Source organism: Streptomyces sp. NPDC006326, from assembly GCF_040612915.1.
Classification (GTDB): domain Bacteria; phylum Actinomycetota; class Actinomycetes; order Streptomycetales; family Streptomycetaceae; genus Streptomyces.
Genome location: NZ_JBEXRC010000082.1, coordinates 1 through 16,511, shown reverse-complemented (window position 1 = coordinate 16,511; position 16,511 = coordinate 1). Strand labels below are relative to the sequence as shown.

The 16,511-nt window shown below is 71.4% G+C and carries 13 protein-coding genes and 1 pseudogene; 4 read left to right on the top strand and 10 right to left on the bottom strand.

The window, feature by feature from the left end:
• Nucleotides 1–38: 38 nt before the first annotated feature.
• From ABZ128_RS34375 to ABZ128_RS34360, 4 genes are all read right to left on the bottom strand, one after another.
• A complete protein-coding gene (locus tag ABZ128_RS34375) occupies nt 39–1,124 on the bottom strand; it encodes a branched-chain amino acid aminotransferase (protein WP_356853688.1) in 1,086 nt (361 codons plus the stop codon).
• A 232-nt stretch (nt 1,125–1,356) separates the two neighbouring features.
• Nucleotides 1,357–2,397 (bottom strand): 3-isopropylmalate dehydrogenase, encoded by a 1,041-nt coding sequence (locus ABZ128_RS34370; protein WP_356853687.1) that lies wholly within the window; start codon nt 2,395–2,397, stop codon nt 1,357–1,359.
• A 91-nt stretch (nt 2,398–2,488) separates the two neighbouring features.
• Entirely contained in the window at nt 2,489–2,617 is a 129-nt protein-coding gene (locus ABZ128_RS34365; protein ID WP_356853685.1) for a hypothetical protein, read from the bottom strand.
• Nucleotides 2,618–2,877: 260 nt separating this feature from the next.
• Nucleotides 2,878–3,768 carry a LysR family transcriptional regulator gene (locus ABZ128_RS34360; protein ID WP_356853683.1) on the bottom strand — a complete coding sequence of 297 codons (891 nt, stop codon included), beginning with the start codon at nt 3,766–3,768 and terminating at the stop codon, nt 2,878–2,880.
• A 101-nt stretch (nt 3,769–3,869) separates the two neighbouring features.
• On the opposite strand from ABZ128_RS34360, the gene ABZ128_RS34355 reads away from it, so the two are divergent.
• Together ABZ128_RS34355 and ABZ128_RS34350 are read left to right on the top strand one after the other, a co-directional pair.
• On the top strand, nt 3,870–4,883 hold the full coding sequence (locus ABZ128_RS34355) for an NADP-dependent oxidoreductase (RefSeq protein WP_356853681.1): 1,014 nt from the start codon (nt 3,870–3,872) through the stop codon (nt 4,881–4,883).
• A 119-nt stretch (nt 4,884–5,002) separates the two neighbouring features.
• Nucleotides 5,003–7,030: a phosphocholine-specific phospholipase C gene (locus ABZ128_RS34350; RefSeq protein WP_356853680.1), complete on the top strand. Its 2,028-nt coding sequence runs from the start codon at nt 5,003–5,005 to the stop codon at nt 7,028–7,030.
• Nucleotides 7,031–7,084: 54 nt separating this feature from the next.
• Here ABZ128_RS34350 and ABZ128_RS34345 read toward each other — a convergent pair whose 3' ends face one another.
• The 3 genes from ABZ128_RS34345 to ABZ128_RS34335 form a co-directional block, all read right to left on the bottom strand.
• Entirely contained in the window at nt 7,085–7,795 is a 711-nt protein-coding gene (locus ABZ128_RS34345; protein ID WP_356853678.1) for a tyrosine-protein phosphatase, read from the bottom strand.
• Nucleotides 7,796–7,966: 171 nt separating this feature from the next.
• The gene (pruA, locus tag ABZ128_RS34340) at nt 7,967–9,598 is read right to left on the bottom strand and encodes an L-glutamate gamma-semialdehyde dehydrogenase (RefSeq protein WP_356853676.1); all 1,632 of its coding nucleotides are present in this window, start codon (nt 9,596–9,598) and stop codon (nt 7,967–7,969) included.
• A 34-nt stretch (nt 9,599–9,632) separates the two neighbouring features.
• Nucleotides 9,633–10,559, bottom strand: a complete 927-nt coding sequence (locus tag ABZ128_RS34335; protein ID WP_356853675.1) for a proline dehydrogenase family protein — start codon at nt 10,557–10,559, stop codon at nt 9,633–9,635.
• Nucleotides 10,560–10,758: 199 nt separating this feature from the next.
• Between ABZ128_RS34335 and ABZ128_RS34330 the strand changes: the two genes are divergently transcribed.
• The gene (locus ABZ128_RS34330) at nt 10,759–12,126 is read left to right on the top strand and encodes a helix-turn-helix domain-containing protein (RefSeq protein WP_356853672.1); all 1,368 of its coding nucleotides are present in this window, start codon (nt 10,759–10,761) and stop codon (nt 12,124–12,126) included.
• A 63-nt stretch (nt 12,127–12,189) separates the two neighbouring features.
• On the opposite strand, the gene ABZ128_RS34325 is transcribed toward ABZ128_RS34330, so the two are convergent.
• Nucleotides 12,190–12,789, bottom strand: a complete 600-nt coding sequence (locus tag ABZ128_RS34325) for a helix-turn-helix domain-containing protein (RefSeq protein ID WP_356853670.1) — start codon at nt 12,787–12,789, stop codon at nt 12,190–12,192.
• Nucleotides 12,790–12,879: 90 nt separating this feature from the next.
• On the opposite strand from ABZ128_RS34325, the gene ABZ128_RS34320 reads away from it, so the two are divergent.
• Nucleotides 12,880–14,415 carry an MFS transporter gene (locus ABZ128_RS34320; RefSeq protein WP_356853669.1) on the top strand — a complete coding sequence of 512 codons (1,536 nt, stop codon included), beginning with the start codon at nt 12,880–12,882 and terminating at the stop codon, nt 14,413–14,415.
• A 99-nt stretch (nt 14,416–14,514) separates the two neighbouring features.
• On the opposite strand, the gene serA is transcribed toward ABZ128_RS34320, so the two are convergent.
• On the bottom strand, nt 14,515–16,104 hold the full coding sequence (gene serA, locus ABZ128_RS34315; RefSeq protein WP_356853668.1) for a phosphoglycerate dehydrogenase: 1,590 nt from the start codon (nt 16,102–16,104) through the stop codon (nt 14,515–14,517).
• Nucleotides 16,105–16,341: 237 nt separating this feature from the next.
• Nucleotides 16,342–16,511, bottom strand: a pseudogene (locus ABZ128_RS34310) (ketol-acid reductoisomerase); the annotation flags it as partial.

The following is a 16,511-nucleotide window of genomic DNA, read 5'->3' as shown; positions in this document are numbered from 1 at the left end:
GGATCCGGGGCGGCGGGCCTTTTCGTGGGGCCGGGGCTCTAGCCGAGCGGGTGCATCCAGCCGTGGGTGTCGGCGGTGTGGCCGGTCTGGAGGTCCAGCAGCGCCTTGCGCAGCTTCATGGTGACCTCGCCGGGCTCGCCGTCGCCCTGGGTCCAGTGGGCGCGCTCGGACTTGACCGAGCCGACCGGGGTGATGACGGCGGCGGTGCCGCAGGCGAAGACCTCGGTCAGGGTGCCGTTCTCGTTGTCGCGCTTCCAGTCCTCGGTGGAGATGCGTCCCTCCTCGGCGGTGTAGCCGAGGTCGCGGGCGATGGTGAGGAGCGAGTCGCGGGTGATGCCGGGCAGCAGCGAACCGGTCAGCTCCGGGGTGACGATGCGGTCGCCGTACACGAAGTACAGGTTCATGCCGCCCATTTCCTCGATCCAGCGGCGCTCGACGGCGTCGAGCCAGACCACCTGGTCGCAGCCGTGCGAGGCGGCCTCGGCCTGGGCGACGAGGGAGGCCGCGTAGTTGCCGCCGGTCTTGGCCGCGCCCGTACCGCCCTTGACGGCGCGGACGTACTCCTCGGACAGCCAGACCGAGACGGGCTTGACGCCACCGGGGAAGTACGCGCCGGCGGGCGAGGCGATGACCATGAACAGGAACTCGTTGGCCGGGCGGACGCCCAGGCCGACCTCGGACGCGAACATGAACGGGCGCAGGTACAGGGAGGCCTCGCCGGAGGAGGGCACCCAGGCCCGGTCCTGCTTGATGAGCGCGTCGCAGGCCTCGATGAACAGCTCGGTCGGCAGCTCCGGCATGGCCATCCGGCGGGCGGAGGCCTGGAAGCGCTCGGCGTTGGCCTGCGGGCGGAAGGTGGCGACGGTGCCGTCGGGCTGGCGGTAGGCCTTGAGGCCCTCGAAGATCGTCTGCGCGTAGTGCAGGGTCATGTTCGCCGGGTCGACCGACAGCGGCGCGTACGGGACCAGCTCGGCGTCGTGCCAGCCGCGGCCCTCGGTCCACTTGATCGTCACCATGTGGTCGGTGAAGTGGCGGCCGAAGCCGGGGCTGGCCAGGATCGCCTCGCGCTCCGCGTCGGACAGCGGGTTCGAGGAGGGCTTGAGCTCGATCGTGGGCGTCGTCATGAGTGCTTGTCCTTCACCGGTTGTGTATGGCGGACCGCGCTCACGGCGTACTAGGACGTCCGAGCATCCCCGCATTCCGCGGCCTCGCGTTCGATTATCACGCGAGGCCTCGCTGCGGTGAAACGGGGAGTATGCGGCCCAGGGGAGATGGTGGCACCCGGGGCCGTACAGGAAAAGCCGCCGGGGGCGTCGGTCGCGCGACCCGGCGGCTTCCTGAGGTGGAGCTGCCGGGTCAGCCGGCTACCCGAGCGGCGAGCGCGTCGCCGATCTGGTCGGTGGAGCGGAAGGTGCCGTCGCGCTCCGCCAGGTCGGCGGAGACCGCGTCCTCGATGCGGGCGGCCTGGGCCTCGTAACCCAGGTGGCGCAGCATGAGGGCGACGGACAGGATCGTCGCGGTGGGGTCGGCCTTGCCGGTGCCCGCGATGTCCGGGGCCGAGCCGTGGACGGGCTCGAACATGGACGGGAACGCGCCGGTCGGGTTGATGTTCCCGGAGGCGGCCAGGCCGATTCCGCCGGTCACGGCGGCGGCCAGGTCGGTGAGGATGTCACCGAAGAGGTTGTCGGTGACGATGACGTCGAAGCGCTCGGGCTGCGTGACGAAGAAGATCGTCGCGGCGTCGACGTGCAGGTAGTCGGTGGTGACCTCGGGGTACTCCCGGCCCACCTTGTCGAAGATGTTCTTCCACATGTGGCCCGCGTACACGAGGACGTTGTTCTTGTGGACCAGCGTCAGCTTCTTGCGGGGGCGGGCGTTGGCCCGCTCGTACGCGTCGCGGACGACGCGCTCCACGCCGTACGCGGTGTTGATGCTGACCTCGGTGGCCACCTCGGCGGGAGTGCCGGTGCGCAGGCTGCCGCCGTTGCCGGTGTACGGGCCTTCGGTGCCCTCGCGGACCACGACGAAGTCGATCTCCGGACGGCCGGCGAGCGGGGTGGCCGTGTTCGGGAAGAGCTTCGAGGGGCGCAGGTTGATGAAGTGGTCGAAGGCGAAGCGGAGCTTGAGCAGCAGGCCCCGCTCCAGCACGCCCGACGGGACCGACGGGTCGCCGATGGCGCCCAGCAGGATCGCGTCGTGGTGCCCCAGGGCCTCCAGCTCCGCGTCCGGGAGGGTCTCACCGGTGCGGTGCCAGCGCTGGGCACCGAGGTCGTACTGCTTGGTCTCCAGCTTCACATCCTGGGGCAGGACCGCGGTAAGGACCTTGAGGCCCTGAGCCACGACTTCCTGGCCGATGCCATCACCGGGGATCACTGCGAGATTGATGCTGGTCGACATGACGGAACCGTACTCCGTGTCCCAGCCCTCAGACATATTGCGTCCACCATCTGGACGCAATATGTCCCGGGCCTGCTGGTGCGGGCGGCCGTCAGTGGCCGGTGGATCCGCCGTTGTCCCGGCGGTCCAGGGCGCGCTGGAGGGCGGCGGCGGCGTTCTTGCGGTCGGCGTCGGCGGAGGAGGAGTGGCGGACGCGGCGGGCTGCGGTACGTGCGGTCATGGTGATCGACTCCTTGAGATCACGGCGTGGCGGGGCCACGGATGAGGGGTTCCTTCAAGGCGCCGGAAGGGGCGGGGGCGGATGCGCGGCAGGGGTTGCCTGCCAGGGGCGCGCGCCATCGGCCGCCATTCGCCGGATCAGCGAGACGTTCGGCTCCTACAAAGCTAGGCCAGCTCCCGCTGTATGTCTCCGCAATTACTCGGACTTCCTACTATCTGAGACGGCCGAAGCCCTGGAGGGACCGGGCCGCGAATCCGGTTTCAGCCCTGTTCGGAGCGGAGTTCCCTGATCAGAGCCCTTACCGCGAGGGTGGCGGCGGATTCCGGTGTGGTGACGTATCCCACGCGCCTCACCGGCCTCGCAGGGCCCAGATCGGTGATCTGCACGGTGTCGCCGGCCTCGCGCAGCGAGAGTTCCGGCAGGATCGCCATGCCGAGTCCCCGTCCCACCATGGTGAGCACCATGGCGTCGTCCTCGGCCTTGACGGTGGCCCCGGGGATCCAGTCCTGGGCCTGCCACCAGGCCCGGGTGTACGACCCGCAGTTCTCGTCCCAGTCCAGCAGCGGCAGCGACTTCGGGTCCGGGTGGCCGACCGGGTGGACCAGGGCGTACGCCTCCTCGGTGAGCACCCCCGTCAGCAGACCGGTGACCCCGGCCTGCGCCCCGTCCCCGTCGGCGCCCAGCGTGGCGATGCCGAGGTCGGCGCGGCCCGCGGCCACCTCCCCGGCGGTGCCGGCGCCGAGTTCACGCACCACCCGGACCTCGGGGCGGATGCCGGGGTGCCGGGCGGTCAGCCGTTCCAGTGCCGGGGGCAGCAGGTGCAGGGCCGCGCTGCGGAACGCGGCGATGCGCAGCACCCCGTCCGCGGCCCCGGCGGAGCCGCCGGCCACGCCGCGGACCTCCGCGCCGAGGACCTCGTGGAGCCGCAGGATCCGGCGGGCGAGGGCGACGGCCCGCTCCCCCGCCGGCGTGGGCGAGGCGCCGCTGCGCCCGCGCTCGAAGAGCACGGCGCCCACCTTGGCCTCGCTGCCGCGCACGGAGTGCGAGACCGCCGACTGGGTGAGGCCGAGGCGGACGGCCGCCCCCGAGAAGGAGCCGGTCTCGCAGACGGCGACCAGGACGCGGAGTTCATGCGGAGCGAGCTCGGCCACTGGGACTCTCACCTCGTTCTATGAGCAGATTTCACCTGTGTGCGGCTTCCATGAGCCCAACCCTCTGCCCGGCCCCGTGATTCCTTCCTAACGTCCTCGCCATGACCGAGAACACCGCTTTCGCCGTCCACCAGATCGCCCGCCCCGCCGGCTTCCCCGCCGCCACCGACTTCGCCTGCGTCTCCGCGCCCATCCCCTCCCCCGCTCCGGGCACCGCCCTGGTGGAGAACCTGCTGCTCTCGGTGGACCCGTACCACCGCGGGCTGATGGACGGCGGCGAAGGCGGCTTCGAGCTGAACGCCCCGCTGGAGGGCCGGGCGGTGGGCCGGGTGCTCGCCTCCCGGGACCCCGGGCTGCGCGCGGGCGACCTGGTCTTCCACCGCGAGGGCTGGCGTACGCATGCCCTCGTCACCCTGGGCGTGGACGGCACCCGCAAGCTCCGCGGCCACGAGGGCGTCCCCCTGGAGGCGTACCTGAGCGTCCTCGGCGGCACCGGCCTGACCGCGTACGCCGCCCTGACCCGGACCGCCGGGCTGCGGGAGGGGGAGGACCTCTTCGTCTCCGCCGCGGCGGGCGGGGTCGGCACCGCGACCGGCCACATCGCGCGGCTGCTGGGGGCGCGACGGATCATCGGCAGCGCGGGCTCGGCGGCGAAGGTCCGCCACCTCACCGAGGTCCTCGGCTTCGACGCGGCCTTCGACTACCACGACGGCCCGGTCGGCGAGCAGCTGGCGAAGGCCGCGCCCGAGGGCATCGACGTGTACGTGGACAACGTCGGCGGGGACCACCTGGAGGGCGCGATCGACGGCCTGCGCGAGTACGGGCGCATCGCCTGGGTCGGCGCGATCTCGATATACAACGGGGACCGCTCCCCGGCCGCCCCGCGCAACCTCTTCGAGGTCGTGCACAAGTCCCTGCGCATGGAAGGGGTATTGGTTCGCAATCACACCAATCTCCAGGACGAGCTGGAGGACTTCCTCGTGCCCCACCTGCGCAGTGGCCGCATCGGCACCGACACCACCGTTGTACAGGGATTCGATCACACCGTGGAAGCATTTCTGGGCATGCTCCGAGGGGACAACCTCGGCAAGATGCTGGTCCGCGTAGGGGACTGATTCCAGCCACCGCGATGTTCACCGACTCCTTACCGCACGGATGTAGACCTTTGGCCCGGAGCCCGTCACCCTGTGCGTCAATGTGCCGTCGGGGCAAGTGAGTTGGAGGCGAGGGGCCAGTGACACCGATCAGCCGCAGAGGTTTCGTGGGAATCGGCGCCGGGCTGGTGGCCGGGGCGGCACTGCCCGCGATCGCACCGGCTTCGGCGGCCGCGGCCGCCGCGACCGGCACGATCACCGATGTGGAGCACGTGGTGATCCTGATGCAGGAGAACCGCAGCTTCGACCACTACTTCGGCAGGCTGAAGGGTGTTCGCGGGTTCGGCGACCGCGCCGCAGGCAACATCCCGGGCGGCTGGGGCACCTTCAACCAGCCCGACTGGGGCGGCCGCCACTACCCGTGGAAGCTCTCCGCGACCCCGCCCGCGGGCGGGGTGGACGGCGAGACCCTGGCGCAGTGCAACGGGGACCTGCCGCACAGCTGGACCTCGCAGCACGCCGCCTGGAACAAGGGCCGGATGGACAACTGGGTCACCGGCGTCGGCAACACCCGTACGCTCGGCTACCTGGACCGCGGCGACATCCCCTTCCACTACGGGCTCGCCGACAACTACACCATCTGCGACGCGTACTTCTGCTCGGCGCTGAGCGCGACCGGCCCCAACCGCACCTTCCTGTGGAGCGGCAAGGTCGACGCGGGCAGCAAGGACGGCGGCGACGAGTCCGGGCTGACCTGGGAGACGTACGCGGAGGCCCTCCAGCGGGCCGGCCTGAGCTGGAAGGTCTACCAGAACGCCCAGGACAACTACGGGGACAACGGTCTGGCCTACTTCAAGAAGTTCACGGACGCGGGGCCCGGCAATCCGCTGTGGGACCGCGGCATGGCCTCCGTCCCCAAGGTCACGGGCTCCACACCCGACGACATCGCGGCCGCGATCCGCGCGGACGTCGTCGCGGGCACGCTGCCGCAGGTCTCCTGGGTCGTGGCGAACGAGGCGTTCTCGGAGCACCCGTACGCCCCGCCCGGCGACGGCGCGCACTTCGTGGACCTGGTCTACCGGGCGCTCTCCGCGAACCCGGAGGTCTTCGACTCCACCGTCCTCTTCCTCAACTACGACGAGAACGACGGCTTCTTCGACCACGTCGCGCCGCCGGTAGCCCCGCCGGGCACCCCGGGCGAGTACATCGACGGCGTGCCGATCGGGCTCGGCTTCCGGGTGCCGATGCTGGTCATGTCCCCCTGGACGCGGGGCGGCTGGGTCAGCTCGGAGGTCTTCGACCACACCTCGGTGCTCCGCTTCATGGAGACGTGGACGACGGCGCTGGGCACGCCCGCGCTCTGCCCGAACATCAGCGCCTGGCGCCGCAAGGTGGTGGGCGACCTGACGGGCGTCTTCGACTTCGCGCACCCGGTGTACGGGGTCCCCTCCGGGCTGCCGTCCACCGCCAAGGTGATCGGCCAGTCGACCTGCGGCCCGCTGCCCAACCCGGCGCCGCAGGACAACGCGCTGCCGGTGCAGGAGCCGGGGACCCGGCCCGCGCGGGCCCTTCCGTACCAGGTGAACGGCAATCTGGACCGCTTCGAGTTCGGGGCGGCCGGCAAGATCCTGGCCTGGTTCTCGATGACCAACCAGGGTGCGCAGGCGAAGCGGGCGGCGCACTTCTCGATCCACCCGCACCAGTACCGGGACACGACGGCCTGGCAGTACACGGTCGACCCGGGGGCCACCTCGACGGACTACTTCAGCATCGGGCTCGGCAGCGGCTCGGGCAAGTACGACATCTCGATGTACGGGCCGAACCGCTTCCTGCGGCGGTTCATCGGCGACGCGTCGAAGGCGGGCAAGGACATCGAGGTGGCGGCCCGCTTCGCGGTCGAACCGGGCACGGGCAAGGCCGCGGTCTACTTCACGATGAACAACAGGTCCTCGGCCGCGGTCACCTTCACGATCCGCGCGAACGCCTACCGCGCGGACGGCCCGTGGACCTACAGAGTCCCCGCCGGCTCCTCCCGGGAGGACTACTTCAACGCGGTGGCCTACAGCAACGGCTGGTACGACTTCACGATCCTGGCGGACAACGACGGCACCTGGTCCCGCCGCTACACGGGCCACATCGAAACGGGCACCCCCAGCACCTCGGGCTGACCACACCCCCGGGCCTGACGGCTCGAACGCCGCCGGGCCGCGCCCGTCACCCGCCTATCGCCCGCGCAGCCGCTCGCCCAGCCGTTCCACCGTCGCGGGGCCGAGCCCGGCATCCGCCAGGTACGCCCCGGCGTCCAGCCACCGGGCCGCGTCGAGGGCCAGGCCGTGGACGGTGGTGCCGAGGCCGGTCACGTACTCCTCGATCACGCCGGCGTCGTACCGCCGCCCCTGAGCGGCGTACATGGCGCGCACCCGGGCTTCGCTCAGCCCGTGGTCCGCGGCGATCTCTTCGGGGGTGGCCCCCGCCAGCCGCAGCAGGACCAGGGCGATGATCCCGGTGCGGTCCCGGCCGAGGCCGCAGTGGAAGGCCACTCCCCCGGGCGGCGCCTCGGCGACCGCGCGCAGGACGGCTGCCACCCGGTCCGGGAAGCGTTCCAGGAAGGGCCGGAAGTACGCGGGCGTCCCGAAACCCGGCGTATCCCACCAGTGGTCCCAGAAGTCCCGGTGTTCGGTCCCGTCGAGCGGGATCCGGACCGTACGGACGCCGGCCGGGCGGGGCGAGCGGTCCCCGCCGGTCTCGTCATCGTTGCGCAGGTCCACCACGGTACGTATGCCATACCCGGCCAGGGCGGCCCAGCCGCGTGCGCTGAGCGCGTCGAGCCGGTCCGCACGGACCAGGGCCCCCCGGGCGACCCGCCCCAGGCCCCCCAGATCGCGCACGTTGAAACAGCCGTCCCACTCCAGGAACCGACCCTCGCTCGCCATACCCACCGCCCCTCCCGGCACTCAACGGACCGTGGATCATGACGGTCCGCCGGCCCGGCACGGTTCCCCGCGGGCGCTGCGCTCCCTCACCGCCCGGGGGCGGGAACTGGAACCGCCCCCGTTCCGGACTTGGGGGTACCGGGACGGGGGCGGGGCTCAGGGGGTGGGGGGTCAGCCCATGTGGGGGTAGGTGTAGTCCGTCGGCGCGACCAGGGTCTCCTTGATGGAGCGGGTCGAGGTCCAGCGCTGCAGGTTCGTCGCCGCGCCCGCCTTGTCGTTGGTGCCCGAGGCGCGGCCGCCGCCGAAGGGCTGCTGGCCGACCACGGCGCCGGTCGACTTGTCGTTGATGTAGAAGTTGCCCGCCGCGAAGCGGAGCTTCTCCATCGCGTCCGCGGCCGCGTAGCGGTCGGCGGCGATGATCGAGCCGGTCAGCGCGTAGGCCGAGACCGCCTCCATCTGCGCGAGCATCTCGTCGAACTTCTCGTCCTCGTAGACGTACACCGCGAGGATCGGGCCGAAGTACTCGGTCGTGAAGACCTCGTTCTCCGGGTCGGTGCACGCGATGACGGTCGGGCGGACGAAGTAGCCCTCCGAGTCGTCGTACGTGCCGCCCGCGATGATCGTGCAGGTCGGGTCGGCCTTGGCACGGTCGATCGCGGCCTTGTTCTTCGCGAACGAGCGCTCGTCGATCACGGCGCCGATGAAGTTCGACAGGTCGCGGACGTCACCCATGGTGATGCCGTCGACCTCGGCGGCGAAGGCCTCCTTGAAGCCGTCGTTCCAGATCGAGGCCGGGACGTAGGCGCGGGAGGACGCCGAGCACTTCTGGCCCTGGAACTCGAAGGAGCCGCGGGTCAGGGCGGTCTTCAGGACGGCGCGGTCCGCGGACGGGTGCGCGACGACGAAGTCCTTGCCGCCGGTCTCGCCGACCAGGCGCGGGTAGGACTTGTACTTCTCGATGTTGTTGCCGACCGTCTTCCACAGGTACTGGAAGGTCTTGGTCGAGCCGGTGAAGTGGATGCCCGCCAGCTCGGGGTGGTTCAGGGCCACCTCGGAGACGGCGATGCCGTCGCCCGTCACCAGGTTGATGACGCCCTTGGGCAGGCCGGCCTCCTCCAGCAGCTCCATCAGGAGGACCGCGGAGTGGGTCTGCGTCGGGGACGGCTTCCAGACGACCACGTTGCCCATGAGGGCAGGGGCGGTCGGCAGGTTGCCGGCGATGGCCGTGAAGTTGAACGGCGTGATCGCGTAGACGAAGCCCTCCAGCGGGCGGTGGTCGCTGCGGTTCCACACGCCGGCGGAGTTCGCGACCGGCTGCTCGGCCAGGATCTGGCGGGCGAAGTGCACGTTGAAGCGCCAGAAGTCGACGAGCTCGCACGGGGTGTCGATCTCGGCCTGCTGCGCGGTCTTCGACTGGCCCAGCATCGTCGAGGCGGCCATCTTCTCGCGCCACGGGCCGGACAGCAGCTCGGCGGCGCGCAGGATGATCGCGGCGCGGTCGTCGAAGGACATCGAGCGCCAGGCCGGGGCGGCGGCGAGGGCGGCGTCGATGGCGTCCTGCGCGTCGGCCTCGGTGGCGTTGGCGAAGGTGCCGAGCACGGACTTGTGGTCGTGCGGCTGGACCACGTCGAAGCGCTCACCGCCGCCCATCCGCTTGACGCCGTTGATGGTCATCGGCAAGTCGATCGGGTTCTCGGACAGCTGCTTGAGCTGCTCTTCGAGCCGCACGCGCTCGGCGCTGCCGGGGGCGTACGAGTGGACCGGCTCGTTGACCGGGGCGGGGACCTGGGTCACAGCATCCATGGGTCTGGCAACTCCTTGACCTTGTTCTTGGGACCTAGTTCTTGGTGATCATCGAGCGGAGGAAGAAGAGCAGGTTGGCCGGCTTCTCCGCGAGGCGCCGCATGAAGTAGCCGTACCAGTCCGTCCCGTACGCGGTGTAGACGCGCATGCGGTGTCCCTCGGCGGCCAGCCGCAGGTGCTCCTCGCTGCGGATGCCGTACAGCATCTGGAACTCGTACTCGTCCAGTTTGCGCCCGGCCTTGCGGGCGAGCTCCTGTCCGATGGCGATCAGCCGCGGATCGTGGGACCCGATCATCGGGTAGCCCTCGCCGTCCATCAGGATCTTCAGGATGCGGACGTACGCCTTGTCGATCTCGGTCTTGTCCTGGTAGGCGACCTCGGCGGGCTCCTTGTACGCGCCCTTCACGATCCGGACGCGGCTGCCGGCGGCGGCCAGGCGGCGGGCGTCGGCCTCCGTGCGGAAGAGGTAGGCCTGGATCACACAGCCGGTCTGCGGGAAGTCCCGGCGCAGTTCCTCGTGGATCGCGAACATCGAGTCGAGGGTGGTGTGGTCCTCGGCGTCCAGCGTGACGGTGGTGCCGATCGCGGCGGCGGCCTCGACGACCGGGCGGACGTTGGCGAGCGCGAGCTCGTGGCCGCCGTCCAGCGCCTGGCCGAACATCGACAGCTTGACCGACATCTCGGCCTTCTCGCCCAGGCCCAGGGCGGCGAGGCGCTCGATGAGCTCAAGGTAGGCGTCACGCGCGGCGTGGGACTGCTCCACCGTGGTGATGTCCTCACCCACCACGTCGAGGGTGACCTCCAGGCCCTTCTGCGTGAGGTCCCGGACGATCGGGATGACCTCGTCGACCGTCTCACCGGGGATGAAACGGTTCACCACGGGCTTGGTCACCGGGGCGGCGGAGACGATACGGCGCATCTTCTCGCTGCGAGAAGCGGCAAGGATCGCGGGACCCAGCACGGGGCACCTCCAACAGGTGGCAGAAGCAGGCATCCGGTTCCCGCGGGGGTGGGCGGGGGCCGTAAGGAAAACGCATGTAAAACCACCGTGAAACCTAAGGATCGAGACGATCCTCTGCCATCGACAGCTGTCACGCATCCGTGCCGACGGCCTCATACATATGTCTGAAGACGGGGCGGCGGGGTGGGAGAATGGCCGGGTGAAGGGCGATTACCAGGACCTGGTGGACGAGATCTCGGCGCTGCTCGGCGCCCCGGCGACGCTGGAGAACCGGGACTTCCGCCTCATCGCCTTCGGCGCGCACGACAGCGACGACGATCTGGCCATGGACCCGGTACGGACCCGCTCCATCCTGACCCGCCAGTCGACGGCGGCCGTGCGGGCCTGGTTCGAGGGCTTCGGCATCGCCCGGGCCACCGGGCCGGTGCGGATCCCCGCGGCGCCGGACGCGGGCGTCTTCCGGGGGCGGATCTGCCTGCCCGTGCGGTACCGCGGGATCGTCCAGGGGTACGTGTGGCTGCTCGACCGGGAGCCGGGTCCCGGGCCGGAGGCCCTGGCCGCGGCGATGGAGGTGGCCGAGCGGATCGGGATCCTGCTCGCCGAGGAGGCGAAGGCGGGGGCGGACCTGTCCCGGGAGTTCCGGGCCGTGCTCACCGCCGGGCGCGGATGGCAGCACGACATGGCGGTGGCCGCGCTCCGGCTGGCGCTGGGCCCGGGGGCGGAGGGGCTGCACGCGGTGGTGTGCGTGGCGCCGTGGTCCGGGGAGGCTCCGGCGTCGGTCCCGGGCGCGGCCGCGGTGTCGCTGGTCCCGTGGCAGGGGCGCGTACACGAGGCCGTGCCGGCCGGCGGCCAGGGCGCGCGGGCCGGGGCCGTCGCCGGGTCCGGAACCGTTGCCGGGTCCGGGGCCGTCGCGCGGCCGGGCTCCGGGGCGGGGCCGGGTGCCGGGTCCGGGGCGGGGCCGACGGCGGGCGGCGTCGGCGGGTCCGGTCCCTCGGCCACGGGGCCGGCGGGCGGACCGGAGGCCGGGCAGGCGCTCGCCGTGCTGGTCCGGCTGCGCTCGGCGGACGTCCTGGCCCCGGCCGTGACCGCGGCGACCCGGCTGCTCGGGCCGTCCGCCCCGGCGGGGGCCCCGGCGGGCGCCGCGCACAGCGCGCGGACCGCCGGCATCGCCGAGCCCCGCAGGGGATTGGCGGAGCTCGCCGACGCCTGGGGCCAGGCCTCGGCGGCAGCGCGGGCCGGCGCGGCGCAGCCCCGCTTCGGCCCGGTGGCGCGGTGGGCGGAGATCGGCCCGTACCGGATGCTGGCGGTGCTCGCGGCCGGCGAGCCGGTGGACGACCCGGCGGCGCGGGCCCTGCTGGCCCCCGCGCACCGGGAACTGGCCCGTACCGCCGAGGTCTTCCTGGACTGCGCGGGCCAGGCGGGCCGGGCGGCGGCGGCCCTGGGCGTCCACCGCCAGACCCTGTACTACCGCCTGAACCGGGTGGAGCAGCTGACCGGCCTCGATCTGGACGAGGGCGAGGACCGCCTGCTGCTCCACATGGCGCTCAAGTCCGCCCGTATGGCCTGAGGGACCCCGAGACCGCCCGGGATCCGGTCCTTCCCGGATACCGGCCCTCTCGCCGCCTGCCGCCTACTCCGCGGCCGCGTCCGGTTCCCCCTGAGGCCGCGTCAGCGCCTGCGCGGCCTGCCGCATGCCCTCCGTGAACTCCTCCGGCGTGGCGGCCGATTCCGGGTCGAAGAGCCACTGGATCATCAGGCCGTTGAGCAGCGCCTGGTAAAAGGTGCCCAGCGTCCGGACGTCCCGTTCCGTCAGCTCCTCCTCGGGCCGCCCGGTGAACATCGCGATCATGCCCTTGCGTCCCTCCACCTGGGAGGCCGCGAGCATGCTGCGCAGATCGGGCAACCGGTCCCCGCTCAGCGCCACTTCCAGGCTGGCCGACCAGATCGGTCCGGCCTTCTCCTGCTGCGACAGGACCCCGTCCCAGACGGCGCGGAAGCGCTCCAGCGAACCGCCTTGGCCGCCCAGGCCGCCCTGGAAGCCCTCGCCCCATTCCTGGATGAGCTCGATGAACGCCTGGGTGAGCAGGGCGTCCTTCGAGCCGTAGTGGTAGCCGATCGACGCCAGATTGGTGCCTGAGGCCTTCACGATGTCGCGCGCCGTGGTGCGCACGAACCCCTTGTCGACCAGGCACTGCTTGGCGCCTGCGAGCAGATCCTCACGATGTCCCATGCCGCCCACCGTATCAAGACAGCCGTCCCAGACGGCAGTTCTATACGCTCGTACTAGACAGACGTATAGAAGCCTTGTACCGTCCTGCTCATGACGAACTCCGCCGCACGTGCCGGCCGCCGGGAGTGGACCGCCTTCACCGTTCTCCTCCTTCCGCTGCTCCTGGTCTCCATGGACGTCTCCGTCCTCTACTTCGCCATCCCGGCCATCACCCGGGAGCTCGACCCGAGCTCCACCCAGCAGCTCTGGATCTTCGACAGCTACGCCTTCGCGCTCGCCGGACTGCTCATCACGATGGGTTCGCTCGGTGACCGGATCGGCCGGCGGAAACTGCTGCTGATCGGGGCGGCCGCCTTCGGGCTCGCCTCCACGCTCGCCGCCTACGCCCCGAGCGCCGAACTGCTGATCCTGGCCCGCGTCCTGCTCGGCATCGGCGGCGCGACCCTGATGCCGTCCACGCTGGGCCTCGTCCGCAACCTCTTCCAGGACGCCGGGCAGCGCGGCCGGGCCATCGGCCTCTGGTCCGCCGCCATGACCGGCGGCATCGCACTCGGCTCCGTGATGAGCGGTGTGATGCTGGACCACTTCTGGTGGGGCTCGGTCTTCCTGGTCAACGTGCCCGCGATGCTGCTCCTGCTGACCCTGGTCCCGGTGCTGGTGCCCGAGTTCAAGGACCCGGCGCCCGGCCGCTTCGACCTGCTGAGCGTGCCGCTGTCGATGGGCAGCGTGCTTCCCGTCGTCTACGGCCTGAAGGAGATCGCCGCCGAGGGGTGGTCCCCCGGCCGCGGCGGCTGCATCGCGCTGGGCCTGCTCGTCGGGTTCGTCTTCGTCCGCCGCCAGCGCACCCGTGAGGACGCCATGGTCAGCCGGGCCCTGTTCCGCAGCCGCGGCTTCGGCGCCGGCATTCTGCTGAACACCATCGCGGCCTTCGCCATCATGGGCTCGGCCTACTTCACCACCCAGTACCTGCAGTCGGTGCTCGGCATGGGCACCCTGGAGGCCGCCCTGTGGAGCCTCGCCCCGTCGGTCGCCATCGGCGCCGCGGCTCCTCTCGCGGGCGCCGTCGCCCGCACCGTCGACCGCGCCTACGTCATCGGTGGCGGCTTCCTCATCGGCGCCGCCGGATTCACCCTGATCAGCCTGGTCGGCTCCGACTCCCTGTGGCTGCTGCTCGTCGGCGCGGGGGTGCTCGCATCGGGCCTGGTCATCGTCCTGTCGCTGGTCTCCGACATGGCCCTCGGGGCCGCCCCGGCCGAGAAGGCCGGCTCCGCCGCCTCCCTGCTGGAGACCGGTTCGGAGTTCGGCGGGGCGCTGGGCATGGCGGTACTCGGCAGCCTCGGCACCGCCGTCTACCGCAGCGACCTGGCCGGCACCGAACCCGCGGCCGTACGGGAGACCCTGGGCGGCGCGGTCGCCACCGCCCGGCAGCTCGGCGGCGAGGCGGGCGGGCAGGTGCTGGACCTGGCCAGGGACGCCTTCGTGCACGGCATGCAGTACGCGGCCTGCGGCGGCGCGGTCCTGCTGGTCGGGGCCGGTGTGCTGGCCGTGGCCCTGATGCGGGGGCTGACCGCCCCGGCCGCCGGGCCCGCGGAGCAGGCCGAGGAGCGCGCGGCCGTCACGCTCTGACCGGCGTACGGGAGCGAGAAAAGGGCCCGGGGTCTGACCCCGGGCCCTTCTCGCGATCCTGGCGCAGCTTTCGCCCTTAAGATCAGGCGATCACGGTCGTCAGGTGAGGCTGACCGTACGCGCCGACACGGCGCCGATCTCCGCGGAGATCTCCGCGACCACGTTCACCGGCACCTCGGCGTCGACGGTGAGCACGCCGAGCGCCTCGCCGCCCTCCTCGGCACGGGCGACCTGCATGCCCGCGATGTTCAGGCCGGCCTCGCCGAGGATGCGGCCGACGGTGCCGACCACGCCCGGGCGGTCGGTGTAGCGCAGCACCAGCATCTGGTCGGCGAGCGCCAGGTCCACGTCGTACTCGCCGATGCCGACGATCTTCTGGAGGTGCTTCGGGCCCGCGAGCGTGCCGGAGACCGAGACCTCCTGCCCGTCGGCCAGGGTGCCGCGCACGGTCACCACGTTGCGGTGGTCCGGGGACTCCGAGCTGGTGGTCAGGCGCACCTCGACACCGCGCTCCTGCGCGAACAGCGGGGCGTTGACGTAGGAGACCGTCTCGTCGACGACGTCCTCGAAGACGCCCTTGAGGGCGGAGAGCTCCAGCACCTTGACGTCGTGCTGGGTGATCTCGCCGCAGACCTCGACGTCGAGGCGGACCGCGACCTCGCCCGCGAGGGCGGTGAAGATGCGGCCGAGCTTCTCGGCGAGCGGCAGGCCGGGCCGGACGTCCTCGGCGATGACGCCGCCCTGGACGTTGACCGCGTCCGGCACCAGCTCGCCGGCGAGCGCGAGGCGCACGGACTTGGCGACGGCGATGCCGGCCTTCTCCTGGGCCTCGTCCGTGGACGCGCCGAGGTGCGGGGTGCAGACGACCTGGTCGAGCTCGAAGAGCGGGGAGTCGGTGCAGGGCTCCTTCGCGTAGACGTCGAGACCGGCGCCGGCGACCCTGCCCTCCTTGATCGCCGAGTAGAGCGCGGCCTCGTCCACGATCCCGCCGCGGGCGGCGTTGACGATGCGGACGGACGGCTTCACCTTGTGCAGGGCCTCGTCCCCGATGAGACCGAGGGTCTCGGGGGTCTTGGGCAGGTGCACGGTGATGAAGTCGGCGACCTCCAGCAGCTCGTCCAGCGTCAGCATCTTGACGCCCATCTGGGCGGCGCGCGCGGGCTGTACGTAGGGGTCGTACGCGACGATCTTCATGCCGAAGGCCGACATGCGCTGCGCGACCAGGACGCCGATGCGGCCGAGGCCGACGACACCGAGGGTCTTCTCGCTGAGCTCGACGCCCGTGTACTTGTTCCGCTTCCACTCGCCGTTCTTCAGGGCGGTGTTGGCCTGCGGAATGTTGCGGGCGGAGGCGACGAGGAGACCGCAGGCGAGCTCGGCGGCGGTGACGATGTTGGAGGTCGGGGCGTTCACGACCATCACGCCGGCCTTGGTCGCGGACGAGACGTCCACGTTGTCCAGGCCGACGCCGGCGCGGGCGACGACCTTCAGCTTCCGGGCGGCCGCGATGGCCTCCGCGTCGACCTTGGTCGCGGAGCGCACCAGGATGGCGTCGACGTCCACGATCGCGGGGAGCAGCTCCGCGCGGTCGGCGCCGTTGCAGTGCCGGATCTCGAAGTCCGGGCCGAGCGCCTCGACGGTGGCGGGCGACAGCTCTTCGGCGATGAGTACGACAGGTTTCGAGCTCACGTGGGTCCTCACAAGTCCAGTGCGGACGGCCGTCCCGACGGCCGCAGGCGGTGGAGGGGGTAGCCGCGTGGAAGACGCACGACACTGTGGGCCTGACGCGTTGTATTCAGCAGTCTAGTGGTGCAGCCGGGCCGGGATTCCGCCTGTACGGAAGGATCACCCGTCCGGGGTTGGCCGGGGTGGACAAGCGGCCCGCGGGGGGCCGGGACGGCGTACCGGCCCGGCCCCCCGTACGGATCAGCTCTCGTCGCTGTCGACCCAGCTCATGAGCTTGCGGAGCTTCTTGCCGGTGGTCTCCAGCAGGTGCTCGGAGTCGGCCTTCTTGTACTCGTTGTACTTGGGCAGGCCGGCCTTGTACTCGGCCATCCAGGTGGTGGCGAACTCGCCGCTCTGGATCTCGGCGAGGA

Excerpts from the sequence above, each read along its gene's own strand:
- ABZ128_RS34345 (WP_356853678.1), bottom strand. The coding sequence starts at position 7,795 with ATGGCGAGCGAGGGTCGGTTCCTGGAGTGGGACGGCTGTTTCAACGTG.
- ABZ128_RS34375 (WP_356853688.1), bottom strand. The coding sequence starts at position 1,124 with ATGACGACGCCCACGATCGAGCTCAAGCCCTCCTCGAACCCGCTGTCC.
- ABZ128_RS34370 (WP_356853687.1), bottom strand. The coding sequence starts at position 2,397 with ATGTCGACCAGCATCAATCTCGCAGTGATCCCCGGTGATGGCATCGGC.
- pruA (WP_356853676.1), bottom strand. The coding sequence starts at position 9,598 with ATGGATGCTGTGACCCAGGTCCCCGCCCCGGTCAACGAGCCGGTCCAC.
- ABZ128_RS34325 (WP_356853670.1), bottom strand. The coding sequence starts at position 12,789 with ATGGGACATCGTGAGGATCTGCTCGCAGGCGCCAAGCAGTGCCTGGTC.
- ABZ128_RS34365 (WP_356853685.1), bottom strand. The coding sequence starts at position 2,617 with ATGACCGCACGTACCGCAGCCCGCCGCGTCCGCCACTCCTCCTCCGCC.
- ABZ128_RS34355 (WP_356853681.1), top strand. The coding sequence starts at position 3,870 with ATGACCGAGAACACCGCTTTCGCCGTCCACCAGATCGCCCGCCCCGCC.
- ABZ128_RS34320 (WP_356853669.1), top strand. The coding sequence starts at position 12,880 with ATGACGAACTCCGCCGCACGTGCCGGCCGCCGGGAGTGGACCGCCTTC.